Source organism: Streptomyces sp. NBC_01476 (genome assembly GCF_036227265.1).
GTDB lineage: Bacteria > Actinomycetota > Actinomycetes > Streptomycetales > Streptomycetaceae > Actinacidiphila.
On record NZ_CP109446.1, the window covers coordinates 6,080,665 to 6,106,135 of the forward strand.

20 protein-coding genes are annotated in these 25,471 nt (G+C 72.8%); 11 read left to right on the plus strand and 9 right to left on the minus strand.

The window, feature by feature from the left end; translation table 11 throughout:
• Positions 1 to 36: 36 nt before the first annotated feature.
• The 5 genes from OG552_RS26700 to OG552_RS26720 form a co-directional block, all read right to left on the minus strand.
• Positions 37 to 1,203 (minus strand): LOG family protein, encoded by a 1,167-nt coding sequence (locus tag OG552_RS26700; protein WP_329137125.1) that lies wholly within the window; start codon positions 1,201 to 1,203, stop codon positions 37 to 39.
• 128 nt (positions 1,204 to 1,331) lie between these two features.
• The gene (locus OG552_RS26705) at positions 1,332 to 2,453 is read right to left on the minus strand and encodes a hypothetical protein (protein ID WP_329137127.1); all 1,122 of its coding nucleotides are present in this window, start codon (positions 2,451 to 2,453) and stop codon (positions 1,332 to 1,334) included.
• Between the two features lie 58 nt (positions 2,454 to 2,511).
• Positions 2,512 to 3,234, minus strand: coding sequence for an ABC transporter ATP-binding protein (locus OG552_RS26710; RefSeq protein ID WP_329137128.1), 723 nt, complete (start codon positions 3,232 to 3,234; stop codon positions 2,512 to 2,514).
• 210 nt (positions 3,235 to 3,444) lie between these two features.
• The gene (locus tag OG552_RS26715; protein WP_329141158.1) at positions 3,445 to 4,833 is read right to left on the minus strand and encodes an aspartate aminotransferase family protein; all 1,389 of its coding nucleotides are present in this window, start codon (positions 4,831 to 4,833) and stop codon (positions 3,445 to 3,447) included.
• On the minus strand, positions 4,818 to 5,294 hold the full coding sequence (locus OG552_RS26720) for an Lrp/AsnC family transcriptional regulator (protein WP_329137131.1): 477 nt from the start codon (positions 5,292 to 5,294) through the stop codon (positions 4,818 to 4,820). The genes OG552_RS26715 and OG552_RS26720 overlap by 16 nt, the downstream gene beginning before the upstream one ends.
• A 192-nt stretch (positions 5,295 to 5,486) precedes the next feature.
• Here OG552_RS26720 and OG552_RS26725 point away from each other — a divergent pair, with 192 nt between their 5' ends.
• Positions 5,487 to 6,923 (plus strand): gamma-aminobutyraldehyde dehydrogenase, encoded by a 1,437-nt coding sequence (locus OG552_RS26725; protein ID WP_329137133.1) that lies wholly within the window; start codon positions 5,487 to 5,489, stop codon positions 6,921 to 6,923.
• Positions 6,924 to 7,048: 125 nt separating this feature from the next.
• On the opposite strand, the gene OG552_RS26730 is transcribed toward OG552_RS26725, so the two are convergent.
• A complete protein-coding gene (locus tag OG552_RS26730; RefSeq protein ID WP_329137135.1) occupies positions 7,049 to 7,732 on the minus strand; it encodes a glycerophosphodiester phosphodiesterase in 684 nt (227 codons plus the stop codon).
• Positions 7,729 to 8,793, minus strand: a complete 1,065-nt coding sequence (locus OG552_RS26735; protein ID WP_329137137.1) for an adenosine deaminase — start codon at positions 8,791 to 8,793, stop codon at positions 7,729 to 7,731. The genes OG552_RS26730 and OG552_RS26735 overlap by 4 nt, the downstream gene beginning before the upstream one ends.
• A 250-nt stretch (positions 8,794 to 9,043) precedes the next feature.
• Between OG552_RS26735 and OG552_RS26740 the strand changes: the two genes are divergently transcribed.
• From OG552_RS26740 to OG552_RS26775, 8 genes are all read left to right on the plus strand, one after another.
• A complete protein-coding gene (locus tag OG552_RS26740) occupies positions 9,044 to 10,564 on the plus strand; it encodes a gamma-aminobutyraldehyde dehydrogenase (RefSeq protein WP_329137139.1) in 1,521 nt (506 codons plus the stop codon).
• A 91-nt stretch (positions 10,565 to 10,655) separates the two neighbouring features.
• Positions 10,656 to 11,888, plus strand: coding sequence for a polyamine ABC transporter substrate-binding protein (locus OG552_RS26745; protein ID WP_329137141.1), 1,233 nt, complete (start codon positions 10,656 to 10,658; stop codon positions 11,886 to 11,888).
• 50 nt (positions 11,889 to 11,938) lie between these two features.
• On the plus strand, positions 11,939 to 13,168 hold the full coding sequence (locus OG552_RS26750) for an ABC transporter ATP-binding protein (protein WP_329137143.1): 1,230 nt from the start codon (positions 11,939 to 11,941) through the stop codon (positions 13,166 to 13,168).
• Complete coding sequence (locus OG552_RS26755; RefSeq protein WP_329137145.1) at positions 13,165 to 14,109, plus strand: ABC transporter permease; 945 nt, start codon at positions 13,165 to 13,167, stop codon at positions 14,107 to 14,109. The genes OG552_RS26750 and OG552_RS26755 overlap by 4 nt, the downstream gene beginning before the upstream one ends.
• The gene (locus OG552_RS26760; protein WP_329137148.1) at positions 14,109 to 14,912 is read left to right on the plus strand and encodes an ABC transporter permease; all 804 of its coding nucleotides are present in this window, start codon (positions 14,109 to 14,111) and stop codon (positions 14,910 to 14,912) included. The genes OG552_RS26755 and OG552_RS26760 overlap by 1 nt, the downstream gene beginning before the upstream one ends.
• Before the next feature lie 42 nt (positions 14,913 to 14,954).
• Positions 14,955 to 16,349 (plus strand): NAD(P)/FAD-dependent oxidoreductase, encoded by a 1,395-nt coding sequence (locus OG552_RS26765; RefSeq protein ID WP_329137150.1) that lies wholly within the window; start codon positions 14,955 to 14,957, stop codon positions 16,347 to 16,349.
• A 150-nt stretch (positions 16,350 to 16,499) separates the two neighbouring features.
• Positions 16,500 to 16,949 (plus strand): hypothetical protein, encoded by a 450-nt coding sequence (locus OG552_RS26770; RefSeq protein WP_329137152.1) that lies wholly within the window; start codon positions 16,500 to 16,502, stop codon positions 16,947 to 16,949.
• A 115-nt stretch (positions 16,950 to 17,064) separates the two neighbouring features.
• A complete protein-coding gene (locus OG552_RS26775) occupies positions 17,065 to 18,564 on the plus strand; it encodes a CoA-acylating methylmalonate-semialdehyde dehydrogenase (protein WP_329137153.1) in 1,500 nt (499 codons plus the stop codon).
• Here OG552_RS26775 and OG552_RS26780 read toward each other — a convergent pair.
• Both OG552_RS26780 and gabT read right to left on the minus strand, forming a co-directional pair.
• On the minus strand, positions 18,536 to 19,240 hold the full coding sequence (locus OG552_RS26780; RefSeq protein WP_329137155.1) for a phosphatase PAP2 family protein: 705 nt from the start codon (positions 19,238 to 19,240) through the stop codon (positions 18,536 to 18,538). The two genes, OG552_RS26775 and OG552_RS26780, sit on opposite strands and share 29 nt — an antisense overlap.
• Before the next feature lie 462 nt (positions 19,241 to 19,702).
• Complete coding sequence (gene gabT, locus OG552_RS26785) at positions 19,703 to 21,034, minus strand: 4-aminobutyrate--2-oxoglutarate transaminase (protein ID WP_329137157.1); 1,332 nt, start codon at positions 21,032 to 21,034, stop codon at positions 19,703 to 19,705.
• 322 nt (positions 21,035 to 21,356) lie between these two features.
• On the opposite strand from gabT, the gene OG552_RS26790 reads away from it, so the two are divergent.
• The gene (locus OG552_RS26790) at positions 21,357 to 23,486 is read left to right on the plus strand and encodes an ATP-binding protein (RefSeq protein WP_329141160.1); all 2,130 of its coding nucleotides are present in this window, start codon (positions 21,357 to 21,359) and stop codon (positions 23,484 to 23,486) included.
• 122 nt (positions 23,487 to 23,608) lie between these two features.
• Positions 23,609 to 25,156: a PucR family transcriptional regulator ligand-binding domain-containing protein gene (locus OG552_RS26795; protein ID WP_329137159.1), complete on the plus strand. Its 1,548-nt coding sequence runs from the start codon at positions 23,609 to 23,611 to the stop codon at positions 25,154 to 25,156.
• The last annotated feature ends 315 nt before the right edge of the window (positions 25,157 to 25,471 follow it).

The following is a 25,471-nucleotide window of genomic DNA, read 5'->3' on the forward strand; positions in this document are numbered from 1 at the left end:
GGAGCCCCCGGCCGCGACGCCGCCGGGACCGGCCGGTCAGACGACGCCGAGGCGGGCCAGTGCGGCCGGCACCTCGGTGACGCTGTCAACCAGCGCGATCCGGCGGGCCATCGGCCGTCCTTCGGCGAGCGCCCGCAGCAAGGGCCACACCGGCAGGTTGGTGGTCCAGTGGGCGCGGTCGACCAGCACCATCGGGGACGGTTCGCCGCGCGACCTGTAGTAGTTCGGGGTCGCCGCGTCGAAGACCTCCTGCACGGTGCCTGCCGCGCCCGGCAGGAAGACGACGCCGGCGCCGGCGCGGGAGAGCAGACCGTCCTCCCGGGTCGCGTTGGCGAAGAACTTCGCGATGCGCGCGGCGAAGGGGTTCGGCGGCTCGTGCCCGTAGAACCAGGTCGGCAGGCCGTACGAGGGGCCGCCGTCCGGCCACCGGTCAAGCACCGCGAAGGCGGCGCCCGCCCAGTCGCCGACCGACGGGCGGAAGGAGGGGGCCCCGGCGAGCACGTCCAGCGCCTTGCCGAGCATCAGGTCGTCGTACGGTGCCGCGTACGCGCCGAAGTTGGCGGCCTCCATCGCGCCCGGGCCGCCGCCGGTCGCCACGGTCAGGCCCTCCCGGGCCAGCGCGCGGCCCAGCCGGGCCGCTCCGGCGTACGCCTCGGTGCCGCGGGCCATGGCATGGCCGCCCATGACGCCGATCACGCGCTTGCCGAGGAGTTCTTCGTCGAGCGCGTCGCCGACCGCGTCGTCGTGGACCGACCGCAGCATCGAGGCGAGTATGTCGGCGCTGGTGGAAGAGCCCCGGAACCAGGCGTACGTCCTGGCGTCAGGTGTGTTGTCGTAGCCGCCGTCCTCCAGCCCGTCGTACAGCTCACCGGGCGCGTAGAGCGTGCCCCGGTACGGGTCGAAGGGCAGGTCGGGCACGGGCGGGAAGACGAGCGCGCCGTTCGCCCGGACGTGCGCGAGGGCCTGCGGCTCCATCGGGCATCCCAGGAACACCGCTTGCGAGGTGTCGGCGACCAGCAGGGCGAAGGTGCGGTCGGTGAGGTCCAGGGCCTGCACCCGGTATCCGGCGAACGACCCGGTGAGGGCGACGTCGTCGAACTCCTCCAGCGTCTCGATCTCCCCTCCGGGTTCGCGCGGGGGAGGCACGGCCCCGGTTTCCGTGCGGCGGGGCGGCAGCTCTGCGGAAGGCATCTCGGCGGGCACGCCTGCACCTTAGCGGCCCTGAGGGCGGCGGCGGGGGCGGAGGTGGGTGCGCGTCGCCGGACCGCGCCGTGGGACGGCCCCCGCCCGGCGGTTCCCCGGGCAGGCCGCCGCCCGGCCTTCCTGACGCGTCAGCGCGTGGCCGGGACGGAGGAGAGGGCCGCGACGAGGATGCTGGTGGGGACCAGGGCGGCGAGCAGCACGGCGCTGCGCAGGGCCACCGCACCGCGCAGCAGGGAAGGCGAGGCGGCGATGTCGCGCAGCGCGCCGGCGGCCTCGGGGCGGGAGTTCTTCGTCTGCCACAGGGCCAGCGCCGAGGTGGCGAGGACGCACAGCGTGATGAGGACGGCCGCGAAGACGGTGACCGGACCGAGCGGGTGGTCGCCGTCGTTCTGGAAGGCGTAGGCGGCGAGCGAGGCCGCCGCGGTGGCGGAGAGCAGGCCGAGCGGGCGGCCGATGGCGCGGGACTCGTGCTGCAGGGCGCGCCCGGCGAGCAGCCGCAGCGCACCGGGGCGGAAGCAGGCCAGGAGCCGGCCGCAGCCGTAGACCAGGCCGGGGCCTGCCAGCATCAAGCCGGCCGTGGCGACGACCCAGCCCGCCACCGCCCCCGGCGGGATGGAGCCGAGGCCGCTGGGCAGCGGCAGCCCGTCCCCCTGGGTGGCGGTCACCTCGACGGCCAGGCCCACCGCGGTGAGCGCGACCCCCCAGGGCAGGCCCCGGGGCGCGTCGTGCGCCGGTGCCTTCTCCGGCCGCAGCCGCAGCGCGGTGGCGCCCGCCGCGGCCGCCGGGACCAGTGCGAGCAGCGTGACCGCACCGGCCAGCGGCAGGGTCCTGCCCGCCGCGAGCAGGCCGGGCCCGACGCCGTCGAAGGGCACGCCGGTCACGTCGCCGCGCAACTGCAGGAAGACCAGCAGCGCGACCACGCTGCCCAGCGCGCAGACCAGCGCGGTGGTCGCCGCCGCCAGCAGCACCCGGCCGGTCCGGCCGAGCCCGGCCGCGGCCAGCCCCGCCTGCGGCCAACCGGCGGGCTGTGAGCGCCCGACCGCCACGGCGAGCTGCACCGTCACCACCACCGGGACCACGCACCACCCGAGCCGCACCACCGCGTCGGAGGCGCCGTGCTGGGGGTGTGCCAGCGCCCAGCCGAGCGAGGAGAGCAGCAGCAGGCCGGTGCCGGCCGCCGCGGCGGCCACCCCCGCCCACCGGCCCAGCGCCGCGGGACGGCTGCCGCGAAGTACCCGCAGACTCAGCACCCGCCCACCACCGCCTCCTGCGCGGTGCGCGGACGTCCGGTCGCCGCCGTGCCGCCGCTCATACCGAGGCCGGAGCGGCGAGGTCGCGGTCCTGGGAGGGCATCGCGGTGTCGGGCCTGCCGTCCACCAGGGTGATGGCGCGGTCGGCGTGCCGGGCGATCTCCGGGTCACTGGTGGCGAGCACCACGGTGATGCCGTGCGAGCGGGCCGCGCTGGTCAGCGTACGCAGCACATGCGCGCGGTCGGCGCGGTGCAGCGTGGCAGTCGGCTCGTCGGCGAAGACCACGTCGGGGCCGGTGACCAGGGCCCGGGCGACCGCGACGCGCTGCCGCTGGGACTGGATCAGGTCGGCCGGCCGGCGGCGGGCGGCCTCACCGATGTCGAGCCGCTCCAGCCACTCCTGGGCCGCCGCCTTCGCCACCCGGTGGCTGTCACCGCGCATCAGCAGCGGCAGCGCGGCATTTTCCCAGGCGGTCAGCTCGGGCAGCAGCTGCGCGCCCGCGCCGATCCAGCCGAACCGGTCCCGGCGCAGCGCCTCGCGGGCGGCCTCCGGCAGGGTGTGCACGGGGGCGCTGTTGAACCACACCTCGCCCTCGTCCGGCACCAGCTGCCCGGACAGGCAGTGCAGCAGAGTGGACTTGCCGGCGCCGCGCGGCCCCACCACCCCCAGGATCTCGCCGGCCCGGACGTTGACCGAGATTCCGAGCAGGGCAGGCGAGCCCTGGTGGGAGTGGCGCAGGGCGCGGGCCCAGAGCACATCGTTGTCGGGCGGGGCCACCATGGCGTTCCTCCGCGGGTCGTTCCCTCGGCGCGTTCGACACGGGCGCCGAACGCACTGCGTCAGTCCAACGCACTGCGTCAAACGAGCCGGGGGAAAGGCAGTCACTCCCGGCACCGTAGGCACGATGCCGGGAGTGACGCGCGCAGGCGCGGGCGGGCGCGGCGGCCGGTTACCCCGTACGGACGCGCGGGCGGGCCTGCGGGGCGGCGGTCAGAGCTTGGTCCACGCCTGGGTGAGGACCTCCCGCAGGATGCCCTCGATGTCGTTGAAGAGCGCCTGGTCGGAGATGAGCGGCGGCGCCAGCTGCACCACCGGGTCGCCGCGGTCGTCGGCCCGGCAGTACAGGCCGTTGTCGAAGAGCGCCTTGGAGAGGAAGCCGTACAGCACCCGCTCGGTCTCCTCGTCGGTGAAGGTCTCCTTCGTCGCCTTGTCCTTCACCAGTTCGATGCCGTAGAAGAAGCCGTTGCCGCGGACGTCGCCGACGATCGGCAGGTCGTGCAGCTTCTTCAGGGTGTCGAAGAAGGCGCCCTCCTGGTCCAGCACGTGCTGGTTGAGGCGCTCGCGCTCGAAGATGTCGAGGTTGGCCAGGGCCACCGCGGCCGACACCGGGTGGCCGCCGAAGGTGTAGCCGTGCAGGAAGGTGGTGCCGCCGCGGTAGAACGGCTCGGCCAGCCGGTCGGAGACGACGCAGGCGCCGATCGGGGAGTAGCCGGAGGTCATGGCCTTGGCGCAGGTGATCATGTCCGGGACGAAGTCGAACTTGTCGCAGGCGAACATGGTGCCGAGCCGCCCGAAGGCGCAGATCACCTCGTCGGAGACGAGCAGCACGTTGTACCGGTCGCAGATCTCGCGGACCCGCTGGAAGTAGCCGGGCGGCGGCGGGAAGCAGCCGCCGGCGTTCTGCACCGGCTCCAGGAAGACCGCGGCGACCGTGTCCGGCCCCTCGAAGATGATCTCCTGCTCGATCTGGTCGGCGGCCCAGCGGCCGAACGCCTCCGGATCGTCGCCGTGGATGGGCGCCCGGTAGATGTTGGTGTTGGGCACCTTGTGCGCGCCGGGCACCAGCGGCTCGAACGGCGCCTTGAGGGCGGGCAGCCCGGTGATGGACAAGGCACCTGCCGGGGTGCCGTGGTAGGCGACGGCCCGGGAGATCACCTTGTACTTCGTGTGGTTGCCGGTCAGCTTGTGATACTGCTTCGCCAGCTTCCACGCCGTCTCGACGGCCTCGCCGCCCCCGGTGGTGAAGAAGACCTTGTTCAGGTCGCCGGGCGCGTAGTGCGCCAGCCGCTCGGCCAGTTCGACGGCCTTGGGGTGGGCGTAGCTCCAGATCGGGAAGAAGGCCAGCTCCTGCGCCTGCTTGGCGGCCGCCTCGGCCAGCTCACGGCGGCCGTGCCCGGCGTTGACCACGAAGAGCCCGGAGAGGCCGTCGATGTACCGCTTGCCGTGGTCGTCGTAGATGTACGTGCCCTCGCCGCGCACGATGGTGGGCACGGGGGCGTTCTCGTACGACGACATGCGGGTGAAGTGCATCCACAGGTGGTCGTACGCGGTCTTCGACAGCTGAGACTGATCCGCGTTCATGGCTATCTGGTTCCCCAGGTGTAGGTCTGCTTCCGGAGCTTGAGGTAGACGAAGCTCTCGGTGGACCGCACGCCGGGCAGCGCGCGGATCCGCTTGTTGATCATCTCCAGCAGGTGGTCGTCGTCCTCGCAGACGATCTCCACCAGGAGGTCGAAGGAGCCCGCGGTGATCACCACGTACTCCACCTCGTCCAGGGCGGCCAGCGACTCGGCGACCGGGTCGATGTCGCCCTCGACATTGACGCCCACCATCGCCTGCCGCTGGAACCCCAGGGTGAGCGGGTCGGTGACCGCGACGATCTGCATGACACCCTGGTCCAGCAGCTTCTGCACCCGCTGCCGTACCGCCGCCTCCGACAGGCCCACCGCCTTGCCGATCGCCGCGTACGGGCGGCGGCCGTCCTCCTGGAGCTGTTCGATGATCGCCTTCGACACCGCGTCTATCGACGACGGGGCGCCGTTTCTGTCACGTGTGGCCACGCGCACCACTGTGCAGGAGAGTTCGTCGGTCACGCAAGGCCCGCACGATGAAATTCGTTGCTGGCGGTGACGCAGAGAACCGAATCAGTTGTCCCGGTCTGGCGGGTGTGCCGAATACGGCAGTCCTCCGGCTAAGCTGGGCATTGTCTCAGCAGTTGGACATTGGACACCACCAGGCAGGGAGCTAGCGCCGTGACCGAACTCCGTACTCTGCGCAACTACATCGACGGAGAATTCCGCGACGCCGCCGACGGGCGCACCACCGAGGTGGTCAACCCGGTGACCGGGGAGGCGTACGCCACGGCGCCGCTGTCCGGGGCGGACGACGTCGACGCGGCCATGGCCGCCGCTGCCGCGGCGTTCCCCGCCTGGCGGGACAGCACGCCCTCGGAGCGGCAGAAGGCGCTGCTGAAGATCGCCGACGCGGTCGAGGCGCGGGCCGGCGAGCTGATCGCCGTGGAGAGCGAGAACACCGGCAAACCGCTCGGGCTGACCGCGAGCGAGGAGATCCCGCCGATGGTCGACCAGATCCGGTTCTTCGCCGGCGCCGCCCGGATGCTGGAGGGGCGCTCCGCCGGGGAGTACATGGACGGGCTGACGTCCTTCGTGCGCCGCGAGCCGGTCGGGGTCTGCGCACAGGTCGCTCCCTGGAACTACCCGATGATGATGGCGGTCTGGAAGTTCGCGCCCGCGCTGGCGGCCGGCAACACGGTGGTGCTCAAGCCGTCCGACACCACGCCCGCGTCCACCGTGCTGCTCGCCGAGATCCTCGGCTCTGTGCTGCCCAAGGGCGTCTTCAACGTGGTCTGCGGCGACCGCGACACCGGCCGGGCGATGGTCGAGCACCCGGTGCCGGCGATGGCGTCCATCACCGGCTCGGTGCGGGCCGGCATCGAGGTCGCCGGGTCCGCGGCCAAGGACGTCAAGCGGGTCCATCTGGAGCTCGGCGGCAAGGCGCCGGTCGTCGTCTTCGAGGACGTCGACATCCCCAAGGCGGTCGAGGACATCGTGGTGGCCGGGTTCTTCAACGCCGGCCAGGACTGTACGGCGGCCACCCGGGTGCTGGTGCAGGAGTCGGTCCACGACGAGTTCACCGCGGCGCTGGCCAAGGCGGCCGGCGAGACCAGGACCGGGCTTCCGGACGACGAGGACGTGCTCTACGGGCCGCTGAACAACGCCCGTCAGCTGGCGCAGGTCACCGGCTTCATCGAGCGGCTGCCCGGACACGCCAAGGTCGAGACCGGCGGGCACCGGGTGGGGGAGCGCGGCTACTTCTTCGCGCCGACCGTTGTCTCCGGGCTCCGGCAGGACGACGAGATCGTCCAGCGCGAGGTCTTCGGCCCGGTCATCACCGTCCAGTCGTTCCGTGACGAGGAGCAGGCGGTGGAGTGGGCGAACGGCGTCGAGTACGCGCTGGCCTCCTCGGTCTGGACGAAGGACCACGGCCGGGCGATGCGGATGGCCAAGCGCCTCGACTTCGGCTGCGTGTGGATCAACACGCACATCCCGCTGGTCGCGGAGATGCCGCACGGCGGCTTCAAGAAGTCCGGCTACGGCAAGGACCTGTCCGGGTACGGCTTCGAGGACTACACGCGGATCAAGCACGTGATGACGTCGCTGGACGCGTAAGGGTTCTTCTCCGGCGGGTGCGGGTGCGGGTGCGGGTGCCGGTGCGGGTTCGGGTGCCGGCGCCGGTGCCGGCCCCGTGCCGGTACGCGTGCGGGGCCGGGCGCTTCGTCCGGCCCCCGCGTCCGTCAGTCGCGGGGCAGGAGCCGCCGCAGCGCGTCCAGCCGGTTGGTGGTGATCGCGTCGACGCCGGCTGCCAGCAGGCGGGACATCGAGCGCCCCCAGTCCGCGGTCCAGGCCGCCGCCAGGAAACCGTGGTCGTGGGTCCACGCGACCGTCGCCCGGTCGGCCAGCGGGAAGCGGTAGTTGAGCCAGCGCGGCGCCAGCTCCGCGAGCAGGCCGGCCGGCGGGCGGGCGGTGGTCTTCCAGGTCATGGCGACCTCCGCGGCCGGCTGGTGTGCCCGCACCTCGAACATCGCGGTGAGCTCACCGCAGTAGTAGACCCGGTCCGCGGCGCCCGCGTCCCGTACCGCCGCCAGCACCGTCCCCACCTGCTCCGGCTCCGTGAGGTCCAGCAGCAGGCGGCCCGTGGTGTGCGCCCGCAGCTCCTCCAGCGCGGCGGCCAGGGTGGGCACACCGCCGCCGGTGAGCTGCGCGACCTCCGCCGCGGTGAGCGCGCCCACCTCGGTGGGGTGGCCCCAGAGCCGTTCCAGTGTCGGGTCGTGCAGCAGCACCGGCACGCCGTCCCTGGTCAGCCTGACGTCGACCTCCACCACGTCCGCGCCCTTGGACAGCGCGGAGCGCACCGACGGCAGGGTGTTCTCCCGGAAGTGGTACGGGTCGCCGCGGTGCGCCACCGCCTGCGCCGTCACCCCCAGGCCGCCGTGTAGGCGTCGATCTCGCCGGTCAGCGCGCGCTTGCCGGCCGGGTCCAGGAAGGACACCTCGACGGCGTTTTTGGCCAGCGCCGCGACGCCCGCGGGGTCGAGTCCCAGCAGCCGGGCGGCGACCGCGTACTCGGTGTTGAGGTCGGTGCCGAACATGGGCGGGTCGTCGCTGTTGACGGTGACCAGCACGCCCGCCTCGGCCATCTGCCGGATCGGGTGCTCCTCCAGCGAGGCGACCGCGCGGGTAGCGATGTTGGAGGTCGGGCAGACCTCCAGCGGGATGCGCTGCTCGGCCAGGTGCGCCAGCAGCCGCGGGTCCTGGACGGAGCTGGTGCCGTGGCCGATCCGCTCGGCGCCGAGGTCGTTGAGCGCGTCCCATATGGTCTGCGGCCCGGTGGTCTCGCCGGCGTGCGGCACGCTGTGCAGGCCGGCCGCCCTGGCCCGGTCGAAGTACGGCTTGAACTGCGGCCGGGGCACCCCGATCTCCGGGCCGCCGAGGCCGAAGGAGACCAGGCCGTCGGGGCGCAGGTCCAGCGCCAGCCGGGCGGTCTCCTCGGCCGACTCCAGACCGGCCTCGCCGGGGATGTCGAAGCACCAGCGCAGCTGTACGCCCAGCTCCGACTCCGCCGACTTGCGGGCGTCCTCGATCGCCTCCATGAACGCCTCGCCCGGGATGCCGCGCCGGGTCGAGGAGAACGGCGTCACGGTCAGCTCGGCGTACCGGATGTTCTGCCGGGCCATGTCCCGGGCCACCTCGAAGGTGAGCAGCCGGACGTCCTCGGCGTCCCGGATCACGTCCACCACCGAGAGATAGACCTGGATGAAGTGCGCGAAATCACGGAAGCTGAAGTACTCCGCGAGCGCCTCCGGATCGGCCGGCACACCTGCGTCGGGGTGCCGTGCGGCCAGCTCGGCGACGATCCGCGGGGAGGCGGACCCCACGTGGTGGACATGCAGCTCGGCCTTCGGCAGTCCGGCGATGAAGGCGTCGAGCCCGCCCCCGCCGAGTCCGGTGCCGGGTACCTGGCCGGTCGCGCTGTCGGTCATGCGGGGTTTCCTTCCACGGGGGCTGGTCGTGACCCCTCATCCTAGGTGGCCCCCCGGACGGGCCCGCGGGCACCGCGCAGCGGCGGTACGGGCGAGGGCCGCGGGACAGGCCGGGCACAGAATTCGTCGCGTAACCAAAAGGCAACAACGGAATCACTTGTTGAAGGTTCATTCCTCTGCCAGGATCGGCGACCAATCCAGGCTTTTGCCACGCCGTAACGGACGGGGCGCGGAGGCGAGGAGAGGCGTGATGGACCAGGTGACCGGAGCCGCGGAGCGGTTCGGCGGCGCCGCCCAGTACATCGCGGGCGGGCTGCGGGACGGGACCGGCGGGGAGACCTTCCGCGTCGTCGACCCCGCGACCGGACGGGCGGTGTGGGAGTACGCGACGGCCGGGCCGGCGGACGTGGACGCCGCGGTGGCCGCGGCGAAGGCCGCGCTGCCCGGCTGGGCGGGCGCCACCCCGGCCGAGCGGTCCGACGCCCTGCACCGGCTGGCGGGCCTGCTGGCCGAGCGCGCCGATGACCTGGCCGGCACCGAATCGCTGCAGTGCGGCAAACCGATCCGGCTGAGCAGCGGCTTCGACGTGCCCGGCACCGTGGACAACACCGCGTTCTTCGCCGGCGCCGCCCGGCACCTGGAGGGCAGGGCGGCCGGTGAGTACAGCCCGGACCACACCTCGTACGTACGGCGCGAACCGCTCGGCGTGATCGGCTCCGTCGCCCCCTGGAACTACCCGCTGCAGATGGCCGCGTGGAAGATCCTGCCGGCCGTCGCCGCGGGCAACACCATCGTCCTCAAGCCCGCCGAACTCACGCCGCTGACCACCCTGCTGCTCGCCGAGGCCGCCACCGACGCCGGACTGCCCGCGGGCGTGGTCAACATCGTCACCGGCACCGGCACGGTGGCGGGCGAGCACCTGGTGGCCCACCCCGACGTGGCGATGACCTCCTTCACCGGCTCCACCGCCGTCGGCCGCCGGATCGCCTCGCTCGCGGCCGGCACCACCAAGCGGCTCCACCTTGAACTGGGCGGCAAGGCGCCGTTCGTGGTCTTCGACGACGCGGACGTGGAGGCCGCCGCCCACGGAGCGGTCGCCGCCGCGCTGATCAACAGCGGCCAGGACTGCACCGCCGCGACCCGCGCCTACGTCCAGCGCCCGCTGTACGACGCCTTCGTGACCGCGGTGGCCGACCTGATGACGACCGTGGTGCCCGGCGACGTCTTCGACCCGGCGACCGACCTCGGCCCGCTGATCTCCGCCGCCCACCGCGACAAGGTCGCCGCCGTCGTGGACCGGGCCCGCGGATACGCCACCGTCGTCACCGGCGGCGCGGCGCCCGGCGACAAGCTCGCGGCCGGCGCGTACTACCTCCCCACCCTGATCACCGGAGCCGCACAGCACAGCGAAGCGGTGCAGAGCGAGATCTTCGGACCGGTGCTGGTGGCGCTGCCCTTCGACACCGACGACGAGGGGCTGGCCCTGGCGAACGACACACCGTACGGACTGGCCGCGTCCGCCTGGACCCGCGACGTCTACCGCGCCGGCCGCGCCACCCGGGAGCTGCGGGCGGGCTGCGTCTGGATCAACGACCACATCCCGATCATCAGTGAGATGCCGCACGGCGGGGTCAAGGCCTCCGGCTACGGCAAGGACATGTCCTCGTACTCCTTCGAGGAGTACACCCAGGTCAAGCACGTCATGTACGACACGACCGCGGTCGCGCGGAAGCCCTGGCACCGCACCGTCTTCGGCGCCGGCCGCCCGTAGCACCGCCCCGCAAGGACCCGCACACCTTCGGCCCCGACCCCCCGTCCCAACCTGCCGTCCCCCCGGCCGGTCCCCCGGAAGGGCACCACCCATGGAGCAGTTCGAGTCCCTCTCCCCGCCGCAGCGCGCGGCGACCCTGCGCAGCCTCACCACCGGGCGCGCCGCGCTGACCCGCAGGTCGCTGCTGCGCGCCGGGGCGTTCGGCGCGGTCGTCACCGCCGGGCTGACCGCCTGCGGCATACCGGCCGCCGGCCGGCAGGGCAGCACCACCGCCTCGACCGACCACTCGGCACAGGAGAAGGTCGTCAACTTCTCCAACTGGACCGAGTACATCGACGTCTCGGACGACGGCAAGCACCGCCCCACCCTGGAGGCGTTCACCAAACGCACCGGCATCCAGGTCAAGTACACCGAGGACATCAACGACAACATCGAGTTCTTCGGCAAGATCAAGCCGCAGCTGTCGGCCGGCCAGGACACCGGTCGCGACCTGATGGTGCTCACCGACTGGCTGGCCGGCCGGATGATCCGGCTCGGCTGGGTGCAGAAACTCGACGCCTCCCACCTGCCGAACGCCTACGCCAACCTGGAACAGCGCTTCCGCAGCCCCGACTGGGACCCCGGCCGCGCCTACTCCTACCCCTGGCAGGGCATCGCCACCTGTATCGCGTACAACAAGAAGGCCACCGGCGGCCGGAAGGTCACCTCGATCTCGCAGCTGCTGGAGGACACCTCCCTCAAGGGCAAGGTCGCCATGCTCTCGGAGATGCGCGACAGCGTCGGGATGACGCTGCTCGACATGGGCGAGAAGCCGGAGAAGGTCACCGACGACACCTACGACGCGGCCATCGCCCGGATCCAGAAGGCCGTCGACAGCCAGCAGATCCGCAAGTTCACCGGCAACGACTACACCGACGGCCTCAGCAAGGGCGACATCGCCGCCTGCGTCGCCTGGGCCGGCGACCTGGTGCAGCTGCGGCTCGACGACCCGAACATCGAGTACGTCTTCCCCGACTCCGGGTTCATGTCCTCCACCGACAACCTGCTGATCCCGGACCGGGCCCGGCACAAGACCAACGCCGAACGGCTCATCGACTACTACTACGAGCCGCCCGTCGCCGCGCAGCTCGCCGCGTACATCAACTACGTGTGCCCGGTGGCCGGGGTGAAGCCGTACCTGACGAAGATCGACCCCTCGCTGGCCGCCAACCCGCTGATCCTCCCGGACGCGGCCATGGACGCCAAGACGCACTCGTTCCGCTCCCTCAGCGACGCCGAGGACACCCGGTACGAGGCGGCGTTCTCCAAGCTCATCGGCGCCTGACCCGGCCCCTCCCCGGCTCCGGCCGCTCTTCGCACCCCAGAGGACACCCCATGACGATCCCCAGCACGAGTCCGGCGGACGCCACCGAGGACCGCGGCGCCGCGGGCGGCGCGGACGACACCTCGCAGGACGCCGTCCGCCTCACCGGCATCAGCAAGGAGTACGGCTCCTTCACCGCCGTCCACCCGCTCGACCTGGCCGTACCGGCCGGCTCCTTCTTCGCCCTGCTCGGCGCGTCCGGCTGCGGCAAGACCACCACCTTGCGGATGATCGCCGGACTGGAGACCCCCTCGTCCGGCTCGGTGCGGCTCGGCGGACGGGACGTCACCGCCCTGCCTCCGTACAAGCGCCCGGTCAACACGGTCTTCCAGAACTACGCGCTCTTCCCGCACCTGGACGTCTACGAGAACGTCGCCTTCGGCCTGCGCCGGCGCGGCATCAAGTCGGTGAAGAAGCAGGTCGGCGAGATGCTGGAGCTGGTGCAGCTCGGCCCGCTGGCCCGCCGCAAGCCCAGCCAGCTCTCCGGCGGCCAGCAGCAGCGCGTCGCGGTCGCCCGCGCGCTGATCAACCAGCCGCAGGTGCTGCTCCTGGACGAACCGCTCGGCGCCCTCGACCTGAAACTGCGCCGGCAGATGCAGCTGGAGCTCAAGCGGATCCAGACCGAGGTCGGCATCACCTTCATCCATGTCACCCACGACCAGGAGGAGGCGATGACGATGGCCGACACGGTCGCGGTGATGAACGCCGGGCGGGTCGAGCAACTCGGCGCCCCCGCCGACCTCTACGAGAACCCGGCCTCCACCTTCGTGGCCAACTTCCTCGGCACCTCCAACCTGATCGAGACCGAGGTGACCGGGATCGGCGACGGCGAACTCCACCTGGTGTCGGCCGGGCAGCGGCTGACCCTGCCCACCGCCCGCTGCCGCCCCAAGGCCGCGGTCGGCGGCCGGGTGCTGGCCGGCGTCCGCCCGGAGAAGATCACCCTCGCCCACCGCGACGACGAGGCCGCGATACCCCAGGGACGCAACCGGGTGCACGGCCGGATCGTCGACTCCAGCTTCATCGGGGTCTCCACCCAGTACGTCGTCGACTCCCCGGTCTGCCCGGAACTGGAGGTCTTCGTACCGAACGTGGAGCGCGACGGCCGGCTCGTACCCGGCGCCCCCGTCGTCCTGCACTGGAACCCCGAGCACACCTTCGGGCTCGACGCCGACCAGGACATCGACGCGGGGCTGGAGACCGAGGCCGAGGCCGGGCAAGCCGCGGAGGCCGTGGTATGAGCGCCGCCACCGCGCCTGTCACCGATCCGCCGCCGCCCGCGCCCGCCCCGCTGCCGGCCGCGCTGAAGAAGGCCGTCCGGCGCCGCCGCCTGGTCCCGTATCTGCTGCTGCTTGCCGGGGTTGCCTGGCTGCTGGTCTTCTTCGTCGCCCCGATGGTCTACCAGGCGTCGACCTCCGTGCAGACCGGCACACTGGAGGACGGCTTCAAGGTCACCTGGCACTTCGCGACCTACTGGCACGCGCTCGACGCCTACTGGCCGCACTTCCTGCGGTCGCTGGTCTACGCCGGCATCGCCACCGTGCTCTGTCTGCTGATCGGCTACCCGCTGGCGTACACCATCGCCTTCCGGGCCGGGCGCTGGCGCAACCTGGCGCTGATCCTGGTGATCGCGCCGTTCTTCACCAGCTTCCTGATCCGCACCCTCGCCTGGGAGACGATCCTCGCCGACCAGAGCCCGGTGGTGAGCTTCCTCAACGACATCCACCTGCTGGACCTGACGTCGTCGATCGGCGTCACCCAGGGCGACCGGGTGCTGGCCACCCCGCTGGCCGTGGTCTGCGGCCTCACGTACAACTTCCTGCCGTTCATGATCCTGCCGCTGTACAGCTCGCTCGAACGGGTCGACGGCAGGCTGCACGAGGCGTCCGGCGACCTGTACGCCACCCCGTTCACCACTTTCCGCAAGGTGACCTTCCCGCTGTCCATGCCCGGGGTGGTGGCCGGCACCCTGCTCACCTTCATCCCGGCGTCCGGCGACTACATCAACGCCGAACTGCTGGGCTCCACCAACCAGCAGATGATCGGCAACGTCATCGAGTCGCAGTTCCTGCGGGTCCTCGACTACCCGACGGCCGCCGCCCTGTCCTTCATCCTGATGGCGGTCATCCTCGGGATCGTCACCGTCTACGTCCGCAGGGCCGGGACGGAGGAACTGGTCTGATGAGCCCGATCCGGTGGCTGCGCAAGCACCTGGTGGTGATCGCCGGTGTGATCACCCTGGCCTACCTCATCCTGCCCAACGTGGTGGTGCTGGTCTTCTCCTTCAACAAGCCGAAGAGCCGCTTCAACTACACCTGGAACGAGTTCTCCACCGACGCCTGGCAGCACCCCTGCAGCGTCGCCGGCATGTGCGGGTCGCTCACCCTCAGCCTGAAGATCGCCGTCCTCGCCACGGTCGGCGCGACCGTCCTGGGCACGCTGACGGCCTTCGCGCTGGCCCGCTACCGGTTCAGCGGCCGGGCCGCCACGAACATGCTGATCTTCCTGCCGATGGCGATGCCCGAGGTGGTGATGGGCGCCTCGCTGGGCACCCTCTTCCTCAACATGCGGATCCGGTTCGGCTTCTGGACCATCCTCATCGCGCACATCATGTTCTGCCTGAGTTTCGTGGTCACCGCGGTCAAGGCCCGGGTGATGAGCATGGACCCGCGGCTCGAACAGGCCGCGCAGGACCTCTACGCCACCCCGGTGCAGACCTTCCTGCGGATCACCCTGCCGCTGGCTGCCCCCGGTATCGCGGCCGGCGCGCTGCTCTCCTTCGCGCTCTCCTTCGACGACTACATCATCACCAGCTTCAACGCCGGCAACTCGGTGACGTTCCCGATGTTCGTCTGGGGGTCGGCGCAGCGCGGCACCCCGGTCCAGGTCAATGTGATCGGGACCGCGATGTTCGTGATCGCCGTGCTGCTGGTGCTGGCCGGACAGCTCATCGGCGGCCGCGGACGCAGGAGGGCACGCGCCTGATCCCCGTACCGCGACCGAGCACACCCCGAGAGTGGGAGAACCATGGATCCAGCCCGCAGCCTCGCCGACACCGAGCCGGCCCCGTACTGGCTGGACGACCCCGGCAGGCCCGCCGCCGAGCCCGCGCTCACCGCCGAGGAGCACTGCGACCTGCTGGTGGTCGGCGGCGGGTACAGCGGGCTGTGGACCGCGCTGCTCGCCAAGGAGCGCGACCCCGGCCGTGATGTCGTCCTCATCGAGGCCGGCCGGATCGGCTGGGCCGCCTCCGGCCGCAACGGCGGCTTCTGCGCGGCCAGCATCACCCACGGCCCGCTCAACGCGCTGGCCCGCTGGCCCGCGGAGTTCGCCCAGCTCCAGGAGCTGGGCGACCGCAACCTCGACGCCATCGAGGAAGCGGTCGGGCGGCACGGCCTGGACTGCGACTTCGAACGGACCGGCGAGATCGACCTGGCCACCGCCCCCCACCAGTGGGACGAACTGCGGGACCTGCACCGGACGGTGACCCCGCTGGGCGTGGACCTGAAGCTGCTCGACCGCGACGAGGTGCGCGCCGAGGTCGACTCACCGACCTTCCTCGGCGGGGTGTACGACGAGCGGGGCGTCGCCCTGGTGCACCCGGCGAAGCTCGCCTGGGGCCTCAAACGCGCCGCCGCCGGTCTCGGGGTGCGCATCTACGAGCGCACCCCCGCCACCGCCCTTGACCGGCACGGCGCCGCGTCGGCGGTCCGTACGCCGTACGGCAGGGTGCTCGCCCGCCAGGTCGCCCTGGGCACCGGCGTCTTCCCGTCCCTGATCCGCCGGATCCGCCCGTACACCGTGCCCGTCTACGACTACGCGCTGATGACCGAGCCGCTCACCGGTGAGCAGCGCGCCGCCATCGGCTGGCAGCGGCGGCAGGGGCTCGCCGACACCGCCAACCGGTTCCACTACTTCCGGCTCACCGCCGACAACCGCATCCTGTGGGGCGGTTACGACGCGGTGTATCCGCGCGGCGGGCGGATCAGCTCCGCCTACGACCACCGGCCGGCGACGTACCTCAGGCTGGCCCGGCACTTCTTCGCCTGCTTCCCGCAACTGGAGGGGGTGCGGTTCAGCCACAGCTGGGGCGGGGTGATCGACACCTGCTCCCGCTTCTCGCCGTTCTTCGGCACCGCGCACGGCGGCCGGGTCGCCTACGCGGCCGGGTACACCGGGCTGGGCGTCGGCGCCACCCGCTTCGGGGCCGAGGTGATGCTCGACCTGCTCGCCGGGGCGGCCACCGAGCGGACCGCGCCGGAGATGGTCAGGCGCCGCCCGCTGCCCTTCCCGCCCGAGCCCCTCGCCTCGGTCGGGATCGGGATCACCCAGTGGTCGATGGCGCGGGCCGACGAGTCCGGCGGGAGGCGGAATCTGTGGCTGCGGGCGCTCGACCGGGCCGGACTCGGCTTCGACAGCTGAGCCGCCGGCGCGTCCCGGAGCCGGGCTGCCCACGTGCTCCGGACCACTACCGATGAGTAGGGAAAACCGCGTCATAATCCGCGCCGACCTCGCTCTCTTCCTCCGGGGGCACACGCCACCAGGGGGCAACGGAGAGAAGGAGGGGCCGGCATGGGCGGCGCCGGACCGAAGAGCGCGATCGCATGGCTGGTGTCGGTGGCGGCCGACCCGGAGGCGACCCGCTTCGAGTGGGAACGCAACCCGCTGGGGGTGGCGCTGCTGCCGGCCGGACGGAAGTGGGACGTGCTGATCCTCAGCGGGGAGCTGGGGTATCCCACCCTGGACATCCTCTCCCGGCTGATGGACCGGCCGGGGCCGGTGCTCGCGGACTTCGGGGACTCCCGGATGGGCTTCTTCGTACCGCCGGGGACCGCGAACCGCTGGCTGGGCACGGGGGTACGGGCGGCGGGGCGCGGCACCTGGATCGTGGTGCCGTACCCGGGCCGGCCGACCGGGGGCGTACGGTGGCTGGTCCCGCCCGACGGCACCGGGCACCTCACCGATCCGATGGTGCTCGAACTGGCCATGCACGAAGCGGCCGCCCAGATCGCGGGCGGCTGACCGGCCACCACGTACGACCGGGCAGGCACAGGTGATCCGCCGACCGCGTGGTGCTTGTGGCCGGGCGTCCCCCGTGGCGACACTCGGAAACACATGACGACGGAAAGGTCAGCCCGTGACGACCTCGCACATCACCCATTGGATCGCCGGCCGGCCCTGGCACGGCAGCGCGCACCGCCACGGCGACGTGTACGACCCCGCCACCGGGAAGGTCACCGGCCAGGTGGACTTCGCCGACGACGCGGTGGTGGACCTGGCGGTCGGCGCCGCGGTCGACGCCTTCGCCCAGTGGCGGCACACCTCGGTCGCCAGACGCACCACGGTCCTGTTCGCCTTCCGTGAACTGCTCAACGCCCGGCGGGAAGAACTCGCCTCGGTCATCGTCGCCGAGCACGGCAAGGTGCACTCCGACGCCCTGGGCGAGATCGCCCGCGGCCTCGAAGTCGTCGAGTACGCCTGCGGCATCCCGCAGCTGATCAAGGGCGGCTACACCGAGCAGGCGTCCACCGGCGTCGACGTCTACTCCATCCGGCAGCCGCTCGGCCCGGTCGCGATCATCTCCCCGTTCAACTTCCCCGCCATGGTGCCGATGTGGTTCTTCCCGCTGGCCATCGCGGCCGGCAACACGGTCGTGGTGAAGCCCTCGGAAAAGGACCCGTCGGCCGCGAACTTCCTGGCCGCCCTGTGGCGCGAGGCCGGCCTGCCCGACGGCGTCTTCAACGTCGTGCACGGCGACAAGCCCACCGTCGACCGGCTGCTGGAGCACCCCGACGTCAAGGCGGTCTCCTTCGTCGGCTCCACCCCGATCGCGTCCTACGTCTACGAGACCGCCACCCGGCACGGCAAGCGCGTCCAGGCGCTCGGCGGCGCCAAGAACCACATGCTGGTGCTGCCCGACGCGGACCTGGACCTGGCCGCCGACGCCGCCGTCAACGCCGGTTACGGCGCGGCCGGCGAACGCTGCATGGCGGTGTCCGTCCTGGTCGCCGTCGACCCGGTCGGCGACCAGCTGGTGGAGCGGATCACGGAACGCATCGCCGGTCTCACCGTCGGCCCCGGCAGCGCGGCCGGCTCCGAGATGGGCCCGCTGGTCACCGGCGCCCACCGGGACAAGGTCACCGCCTACCTCGACACCGGCGTCGCCGACGGCGCCACCCTCACCGTGGACGGCCGCACCCACCCGGTCAAGGGCGAGGCGACCGGCTTCTGGCTCGGTCCCACCCTCTTCGACCACGTCCGCCCCGGCATGTCGGTCTACGACGACGAGATCTTCGGCCCGGTGCTCTCCGTGGTCCGGGTGGCCTCCTACGACGAGGGCCTGGCGCTGATCAACGCCAACCCCTACGGCAACGGCACCGCGCTGTTCACCAACGACGGCGGCGCCGCCCACCGCTTCCAGCACGAGGTCGAGGTCGGCATGGTCGGCATCAATGTGCCGATCCCGGTGCCGGTCGCCTACTACTCCTTCGGCGGCTGGAAGTCCTCGCTCTTCGGCGACACCCACGCCTACGGCGAGGACGGCGTGAAGTTCTTCACCCGCGGCAAGGCCGTCACCCAGCGGTGGCTCGACCCTTCCCACGGGGGCATCAACCTGGGTTTCCCGACGAACAGCTGACCGTCACCGGCTCCCCGGCGGCGGCCCGGGCCGCGACCGCGCGGTCCACCGCCGCCCGGGCCGCCACCACCACCGTGAGCAGGCTCAGCGTCAGGCACCAGCTCGCCAGCACGTCCAGCGGCCAGTGGTAGTCGCACCACACCAGGCTGAAGCCGACCGCGAGGAGCAGCAGCGGCGTGCCCGCCAGCAGCGCCGCCCGGGCCGCCCGGCCGCGTACCCAGGGGAGCAGCAGCAGCGCGGCGGCCCCGTAGGCCACCGCGGACGTCGCGGTGTGACCGGACGGGAAGTAGCCGTAGCCGCTGGGGTCGGGGACGACCGAGCCCGGCGCGGGCCGGTGCACCGCGTCCTTCACCACCGTCACCACGACCGGCAGCACCGCGATGACCAGGGCGGCCGCGGCCGGCTGCAGCCACCAGCGGGGCAGCGCCAGCCGGCGGCCCACCCACCCGGTCGCCCCGATCACGATCAGCAGCACAGGCACCGCGACCTGGATGTTCCCCAGCTTGCAGAAGTAGTGCGCGGTGGAGGTGAACCACGAGTTGCCGGCCGCCGTGCGGTCGAACCAGCGCAGCACCGCGGCGTCGCGGTCCACCAGCGGCCCGCCGGAGGAGACCTGCCAGGTGAGCGCCGCGAAGAGCAGCACCCCGAGCACGAAGAGCCCGGTCAGCGCCGGCAACGGAAGAAGCCGCCCCGGAACAGGGGGGAGAGTTCCGGGGCGGCCAGGGCGATCGCCGCGCCGCCCGTCCCGGGGGGTGTGGGACGAACGGCCGGCCGATCGGCGAGGATTGCCGGGACCGGAGGCCCCGACGGTGTCGTGCGCGAGGGCACTGCCGTGCCGGTGATGGGGATTCACCGGCGCGTTGTCACTCGTGGCTTTCTGGGGAGTCCGCCACGAGCGGGGTGTTCCTCGGAAACCGTACGTCACAGAAGTCCCGCCAGGGCCTGCGATCACCCGTCCGCCATCAGGCCCGCACACCTTCTTCACGACCTCGCCCGCCCCCCTGCCGTCCGCCTTGCGATCCTTACGCCCGGTGACTTCCCGCTGGCCACCGGCCCGCAACCGGACGGGCTCCGTCCGCCCGCGCTCCGGCGCGCACCCCGCGGCACGCACCGGAGTCCGGGACCCATTCTCCGGGACTCACACCCCGGCGAGGGCCTCCTCGATGATGTCGAGACCTTCGTTGAGCAGATCCTCCCCGATGACCAGCGGCGGCAGGAAGCGCAACACGTTCCCGTACGTGCCACAGGTGAGGACGATCAGCCCGGCCGCGTGGCACGCCTTCGCCACCGCCGAGGTCACCGCCGGGTCCGGCTCCTTGGTGCCCGGCTCCACCAGCTCCACCGCGATCATCGCGCCGCGCCCGCGGACCTCCCCGATCACCGGGAACTTCTCCTGCATCGCCCGCAGCCGCGGCGTCATCACCTCGCCGATCCGCCGCGCCTTCGCCGGCAGGTCCAGCTCCCGCATCGTCTCGATCGCCCCGAGCGCCGCCGCGCACGCCACCGGGTTGCCCCCGTACGTGCCACCCAGGCCGCCCGAGTGCGCCGCGTCCATGATCTCCGCCCGGCCGGTCACCGCCGCCAGCGGCAGCCCGCCCGCGATGCCCTTCGCGGTGGTGATCAGGTCCGGCACGATGCCCTCGTCCTCGCACGCGAACCACTGCCCGGTCCGGCAGAAACCGGTCTGGATCTCGTCCGCCACGAACACGATCCCGTTCTCCTTGGCGAACTGCGCGATCCGCGGCAGGAAGCCCTTGGCCGGCTCGATGAAGCCGCCCTCGCCGGCGATCGGCTCGATCACGATCGCCGCCACGTGCTCGGCGCCGATCTGCTTGGTGATGATCTCGACCGCCTGCGCCGCGGCCTCCTCGGCGGCGTGCTCGGGACCGGTCAGCCACCGGTACCCGTAGGCCAGCGGCACCCGGTAGACCTCGGGCGCGAACGGCCCGAAGCCCTCCTTGTAGGGCATGTTCTTCGCGGTCAGCGCCATTGTGAGGTTGGTCCGGCCGTGGTAGCCGTGGTCGAAGACCACCACCGCGGGCCGCTTGGTGTACGCACGGGCGATCTTCACCGCGTTCTCCACCGCTTCGGCGCCGGAGTTGAAGAGCGCCGACTTCTTCGGGTGGTCGCCCGGGGTCAGCTCGGCCAGCTGCTCGGCGACCTCCACATAGCCCTCGTACGGAGTGATCATGAAACAGGTGTGGGTGAAGTCGGCGAGCTGCTCGGTGGCCCGGCGCACCACGGCGGGGGCGCTGTTGCCGACCGAGGTGACGGCGATGCCGGAGCCGAAGTCGATCAGCCGGTTGCCGTCCACGTCCTCCACCACCGCGCCGCCGGCCCGGGTCACGAACACCGGCAGGGTCACCCCCACGCCGTTGGCGACGGCGGCGTTCTTGCGGGCCAGCAGCTCCTGGGATTTCGGGCCGGGAATGGCGGTGACGAGCCGGCGCTCCTGGGGCAGTTCGGTCATGGGGGCACTCTCCTCGTGGAGTCTGTGGTGGCCTCGTGGGCGGGCGACTCGATGGTGGCCGCGGCGGCCGGCGGGGGGCGTTCCGTACGATGGCGCCGCTTCCCGCAGGCTAGGCCGGGCCCGGCACACCTGCATACGCCGATAGGTAACACTGCCGGGTCCGGTTTTGCCGGAACGGACAGTGCGCGCGCCGCCGCCGGCTCCTGCCAAGATCCTTTTACCTGCGTAGCGGCTCCACTACATTGAGCGCATCTACATTGAGCGCATCGTCGAACGACGGGTCGAGGGGCCAAGGGGCGAGGGGCAGCACGCCATGGACGCCATGGATTACGACGGCACGCACCACTCGGCGGGTCCGTACGGGGGCGGCGGACAGCGTGTCCCGGGCAAGCCGGCCGGCGCACCCGTGCCGCGGCCGTCCGCCCCGCCGCCGATGCCCGCGCAGGCGCCTCCGGCGTCGGCGCTGGAGGTGTGGCTGCGGACGCCGCGGGCGGTGGACGCGCCGGGGGTGTGGGGGTACGGACACACGCCGCGTCCCGCGCCGGACCCGGACCGCCCCGGCGGCCGCCGGCTGCTCGGCGGCGCCGTGCTCGCGCTGCTCTCCGGCCTCCTGGTCTGGTCCCTGTGCTGGAACGGTTATCTGCCGTTCTGGATCTGGCCGCTGATCTGGGTCACCCCCGACGACTGGCGCAGCGGCACCGGAGACGCGCACGCCTTCGCGGTCGCCTCCGACATCTACTACGTGCTCTTCGCGCTGCTGCTCGCCTGGATCTTCGGCAGGCTCGGGAACTGGGCCGAGGTCTGGCGCCGCTACATCCGCCCCACCCTCAGCGGCATGTGGGACGAGCCCGCGCCCGGGGCCGCGCCGGAGGCGGGGGCGGTGGACCTGGTGGAATGGCCCGAACTGCGCGAGGCCCGCCAGTACGCCCTCGCCGACCGGCTGACCGCCGAGGTCCGCACCGGGCGGATGAACGACGTGGACTACACCCGGATCCAGCGCGCCTGGACCGGCGTACGGTCCGACCCTGGCCGGCTCGGCGCCTTCAGCGACGCGGTGCTGCGACTGGGCGCCGCGGCCTGCGGCCACCCCTCGGGCGACCGCGACCTGCCGCACCGCGGCGCCCCCCACGACCTGCTCAACCGGCAGGTGCGGATCGGCCTCGGCGCCGACGACGACCGCAACCCGTACCAGCACCGCGGCTCCGGCATCGCGCTCGACCCGACGCTGCTCGGCACCGGGCTGCTCGCGGTCGGTCCGCCCGGTTCCGGGAAGACCCGGCAGGTGGTCCGGCCGGTCATCGAGTCGCTGTGCCTGCAGGCCCTCGCCGGGCAGGCCGCGGTCGTCGCGGTCGCCCCGGCGGGCGCGGACCTCGGCCCGGCCGCCGCCTACGACGTGGTGATCTCGCTCGCCGACCCCGCCTCCCGCTACGACCTGGACCTGTACGGCGGCAGCACCGACCCGGACGCCGCCGCCGGCACCCTCGCCGAGGCACTGCTGGACGCGCACTCCACCGAGGAGGGCGACCTGCGCCGGGCCGGCACGGCGCTCAGCCAGCTGCTCGGCCCGTACGCCGCCGCCCACGGCCACTTCCCGTCCGTCACCGAACTCCGGGAACTCCTCGACGGCATCCCGCACACCTTCGCCGCCCTGCGCGAAGCCCTCGATGCGGCCGGGGCGCCCGGCATGGTCCGCGAGCTCGACGCCCGGGAACGGCAAGTGGGCCGCCCCGGCGACATCGGCCCGCTGCTCGCCGACCGGGTGGCGCTGCTCGACCGGCCCGCCTTCGCCGGCTTCTTCGACGTCACCGGGCGCTCCCGTCCGTTCTCGATGTACGCGCTGGAGCACCCGCTGCGGGTACGGATCGACCTGCCCGAGCGCGGCCACGCCGAGGCCTCCCGGATACTGGCCCGGCTGGTGCTCGCCCAGTTCACCGCCGCCGTCACCGCCCGCCGGGACCGCTCGCTCTTCGCCTGCCTGGTGCTGGACGACGCCTCGCACACCCTCACCGCCGACGCCGTACGCGGTCTGGCCAGGCTGCGGTCCGCGAACGCCGGGGCGCTGCTCACCCTGCGCACCCTCGACGACGTCCCCGAAGCACTGCGCAGCGCGCTGCTCGGCGCGGTCGGCTGCCGGATGGCGCTGTCCGGGGTCACCACCTGGGACGGCAGGCGGTTCGCCGAGGCATGGGGGACCACCTGGGTCGAGACCCGGGACATCACCCGCACCCCCGACCAGTCGGGCGGCCTGCTGCGCCGCACCTCACGGGGGGTGCGGCGGCTCTTCACCGGCGAGGCCGCGACCACCGAGTCCGTCACCGTGCGCAAGGTGGAACGCGAGCGCTGGTCCGCCTCGGAACTGGCGCACAGCGTCCCGGCCGGGCACGCCGTGCTCTCGCTGACCACCACCGCGGGGGAGCACGCCCCGCCGGTGCTGCTCGACCTGCGGGCGTGAGGGTGCCCCGGGGTGCGGCACAATCAAGGGGACCGGTCGGCCGTGACCGGCCGGAACAGGCCGACCGCCCTGACCGCACCGCCCGTACCGCCCGCCGCACACCCACCGCACGCCAGGACCGTATGCCGCTCACTCTCGCGTCCCTCGCCCACCACTCGGCGCTGAAGCTCTCCGTACTCGCCGGTGCGGACCGGCTCGACGCCGAGGTCCGCTGGGTCCACACCAGTGAGCTGGACGATCCGGGACCGTATCTGGAGGGCGGCGAGTTGCTGCTCACCACCGGCCTCAAGCTCGACGTCCAGGACGCGGACTTCCTGCGCGCCTACGTCACACGGCTCGCCGCGGCCGGTGTGGTGGGTCTTGGTTTCGGGGTCGGCGTCGGCCATGACGAGGTGCCGCAGGCGCTGGTGGGCGCCGCCGCCGGGGCCGGTCTTCCGCTGCTGGAGGTCCCGCGCGCCACGCCCTTCATCGCCATCAGCAAGGCGGTGTCCGCGGCCGTCGCCGCCGACCAGTACCAGGCGGTGACCGCCGGGTTCGAGGCTCAGCGCGAACTCACCAGGGCCGCGCTCGCCCCCGACGGCACCGGAGCGCTGCTCGCCCGGCTCGCCGCCCACCTCGACGGCTGGGCCGCCCTGTACGACTCCTCCGGCGCCGTGCTCGCCGCCGCGCCCGACTGGGCGGGCCGCCGGGCCGCCCGGCTGGCCGGCGAGATCGACCGGCTCCGCGACACACCGGCGCCGGCCAGCGCCGCCGTCGCCGGGCCGGCCGGCACCGAGGACCGGGTCGAACTCCAGTCGCTGGGTACCGGCCGCCGCCCGCGCGGCTTCCTCGCCGTCGGCACCGAGGAGCGCCTCGACACCGCCGCCCGCTACGTCGTCAACGCCGCCGTCGCCCTGCTGTCCCTCTCCCTGGAGCAGTCCCGGACCCTCCAGGACGCCCAGGGCCGGCTGGCCGCGGCCCTGCTCAGGATGCTGCTGGCCGGGCAGGCCGAGCACGCCCGCAGCGTCGCGGGCCGCCTCTACGGCACGCTGCTGGATCAGCGGCTGCGGCTCCTGATCGCCGAACCCGCGGGGGCACACAGCGGCCTGGACGCCGTGGCGCTGCTCGCCGAACGCACCGAGGCGGCAGCCGCCCGGGCCGCCGAGCCGCTGCTGGCGGTACGCGAAGGCCCCCGGCTCCTCGTGCTGGCCGCCGAGGACGCCACGTCGCTGGCCACCGCGGTGGACCTCGCGGAGGCCGAGGACGCCCTCGCGGCGGGCCTGTCAGGACCGGTCCCGCCGGAAGAGGTCCCCGAGGCCCACCGCCAGGCCGAGAACGCCCTCGCGGTCGCGCTGCGCCGCGGGCTCAACCTCGTGGAGCACGGCGAGGTGGGCGCCGGCTCCGTGCTGCCGCTGCTGGCCGACGACGCGGTGCGGGCCTTCGCGGAGGGTCTGCTCAGGCCGCTGCGCGAGCACGACTCCACCTCACGCGGTGACCTCGTCGCCTCGCTGGCGGCCTGGCTCTCCCACCACGGCCAGTGGGACGCCGCCGCTGCGGACCTCGGCGTCCACCGGCACACGCTGCGCTACCGCATGCGGCGGGTGGAGGAGATCCTCGGGCGCTCACTGGACGACCCGGACGTCCGGATGGAGCTGTGGCTGGCACTGAAGGCGGGGGAGCAGAGCCCCTAGGCCGGCGCCGGGCGACTCCCGCCCGGCCCGCCCCCGCCGCCGTGCCGGGACCGTCCCGAGCCCCGGCGCCGGCCGACGTCGGGGGGCCCGCGCCGCTTCGCGTCAGCGCTGCCCGCGCCGCCTCGCGTTCTGAGCTGGCCCGTCGCCTCCGGCGCAGGACGGCGCCTCGCCGACCACCTCGGCCCGCGCGGTGGAAGCCTCGTCCGGTGCGATCGTCACCATCTGCGGCACCGCGTTCGCTTCCCCGTCCGGCGGCGTGGGTCAGTTGGATCGGCAGGGCGGCGCAACCGCGTGGTGGGGCTGGCCAATCCGTAG